This is a genomic window from Ciceribacter sp. RN22 (assembly GCF_024054295.1).
GTDB lineage: Bacteria > Pseudomonadota > Alphaproteobacteria > Rhizobiales > Rhizobiaceae > Allorhizobium > Allorhizobium lividum.
In genome coordinates this window covers 2137-4428 of the sequence record NZ_JAMXLD010000021.1, presented here as the reverse complement: position 1 = coordinate 4428, position 2292 = coordinate 2137, and the positions used below count along the sequence as shown (strand labels likewise).

Here is a 2292-nt window from a genome sequence, read left to right as displayed (position 1 = left end):
TGAATGCTTATGTCTTAATCGACCGATTTTGTCGCTGATAAATGTCTTTTATATCAATAGGTTACGAGGCTCCTGCGCACACCGTGACGTCCGCTCCCACCCGCGTCTGCCGGGTCGTTCGGATGCCGTTGCGACAGTTTGTCCCGGGCGATACGGCAAGGCTTGCGGCCCGAATGCACCGACGTTTCCGCTCTCCCTGGGGAGGGTTCCGTGATGACGCGACGTCCTCCCCGTTCCCCCGAAGCCGGCGCTTCTGCCGGAAAGCTGGCCGGCGAGTCCGGAACGGCGCTTCTGCAGCGGACGGTCTTCGGCAAGCGTGCCTCCGCGCCTGATCGTGAACGCTCGGCCCGTCTCGTGCATCTCAGCGTTCTCGCCGGCGAGGTCAGTCTTCTTCTCGGTGGAGAGGAGGTGGCCGACGGCGGACTGGTGTCGATGCCGAGCGAAAGCGACCCGAGCCTGACCATCGGGACCGATGCCGGTCGGTCGCTGAAGGTTGTGGTGGATGCCGAGACCGGGTTCTACGTTCTTCACGAGGACGGCGGTGCCGCCGGCTGCACCATCATCACCGCGAGCGAGGAGCGGCTGCTTGACCATATCGTCAGCCAGCTTGCGAGCGGCTCCGACGACCTCGCCCCCAGAACCCTTGATGCGGCGGTGGATCTTCTCGTCGGGCGGAGCCTCGAAGAAGTCGAGTGGCGGCTGATCCTGCGGGCGCTGCGGCGTTTTGGCGGCGACATGCGCAGCGTTGCCTTCGCCCTCGGAATATCGACCGAGGAGCTCAAGTCGAAGCTGCGGATGCAGCTGCTCACCCGCCGCCGCGTGATCTCCTCCGCGGGAGAACGCCAATGACGATCACAACTGCGCCCTCCTGCTGCGATACCCCGTGCGGCAGGCCGGACGGCGGGCCGGAGGCGGTCTCCCTCGGATTTGTCGCCGAGCCCGTCGTCGATCTCGTTCATGTCCACGCCGCAGCCCTCTACAGAGAGTGCCTCTTGCGGGTTCGTTTCGGCCGGCAGATGAGGCTCGCACCCGCCGATTTCATCCCCGGCCTCGAGGCGAGCGGCCATATCCGGCTCCTGGATGCCGCGATGGTCGCACTGGTGCTCGACGCACTCGCGGACGATCCGCAGGCCGTCCTCGGCTGCAACATCTCTCCCCTGACGCTGGCTTCGGATGCGTCCTGGCGGGTCATCATGCAGATGATCGCCGGGCGGGCTTCACTTGCCTGGCGGCTGGTGCTGGAGATCACCGAGAGCAGTCCGCTGGATGAGATCGCCGAAGCGCCTGCCCGGCTCAAGGCGGTGCAGGCGCTCGGCTGCCGCATCGCCATCGATGACTTCGGGGCCGGCAGTGCGTCGATACGGCACCTTCACGGGATCAATGTCGACTGGGACATCATCAAGATCGACCGCGGCTGCTTTTCCGGATCGCGCAGCAGGACGCCTTCGGGACGGGAGAGCCTGCGGTCTCTCTTCGCGCTCGCAGCCTGTCTGGCGCCCACGATCGTCGTCGAGGGGATCGAAACGCCCAGGCAGCTGCAACGCGCCCGTGCCGCGGGCCTGTGTTGGGGGCAGGGCTTCCTGTTTTCCGCGCCGGGTCCCGAACGCTGGAAGGAACTCGACGGCGATGCCGGCGATGCGCTGCGCAGGGTTCTGCTGGCGTATCGGCCTGCAGGTCCTGAGGGGCGTGATGAGCCCGTCCGGGCTGGCACAAGGATCACCGGTGCGCCGGGTGGGCCGGCTATCGGTCAGTGGCTGCGCTCGCTGTTTTCGCCTTTGTCGGGGAGGGAGCGCTGATGCGGAAAGAGATTGCTCCGATCGTCGCGGGATGGGTGTCCTCCAGGATGTTCGATCGGCTCGAGCAGAAGGCCCGAGCGACCGAGGCCATGCTGCGGCAGCGCTCGTCGGCACAATTGCGCGCTGCCGAAGTGGACCTCATCTTCGCCCACTATCTCTATGGACTTGTCACGTCCGTGATGGGCGACGCCTCGCCCGAGTTTCGCCTCGGCATGGTGCGTCATCTCGGGGGACTGGTGCTGCCGGTCGAGGCTGTGACCGCCGCACTCCACACCGTGCCGCCGACGGGCGAGGGTGCTTGCACGCGAATGTTGCCGGTCGCCGAACAGGCCGGCCGGCGGGACGGGGACGCAATACGCGAGATGGACGATCCGGCCGCCAGCGAACCGATCGAGCCGGGAACGGCGCCCGTGCATGTGGCGGACGAGGGCCGCCGGAGTCTGGGGGTCGCAGGATGATGCAAGCTCGTGACCATTTTCCGTATCGCAGCGAGACT

3 protein-coding genes are annotated in these 2292 nt (G+C 66.3%); all 3 read left to right on the top strand.

Annotated elements, in window-relative coordinates; genetic code table 11:
• The first annotated feature begins 210 nt into the window (after positions 1–210).
• The 3 genes from NHF53_RS22840 to NHF53_RS22830 are packed head-to-tail and all read left to right on the top strand — an operon-like array spanning position 211 to position 2254.
• A complete protein-coding gene (locus NHF53_RS22840) occupies positions 211–849 on the top strand; it encodes a helix-turn-helix domain-containing protein (protein WP_252836254.1) in 639 nt (212 codons plus the stop codon).
• A complete protein-coding gene (locus tag NHF53_RS22835; RefSeq protein WP_252836253.1) occupies positions 846–1796 on the top strand; it encodes an EAL domain-containing protein in 951 nt (316 codons plus the stop codon). Before NHF53_RS22840 ends, NHF53_RS22835 begins: the two co-directional genes overlap by 4 nt.
• A complete protein-coding gene (locus NHF53_RS22830; RefSeq protein WP_252836252.1) occupies positions 1796–2254 on the top strand; it encodes a hypothetical protein in 459 nt (152 codons plus the stop codon). The genes NHF53_RS22835 and NHF53_RS22830 overlap by 1 nt, the downstream gene beginning before the upstream one ends.
• Positions 2255–2292 lie beyond the last annotated feature (38 nt).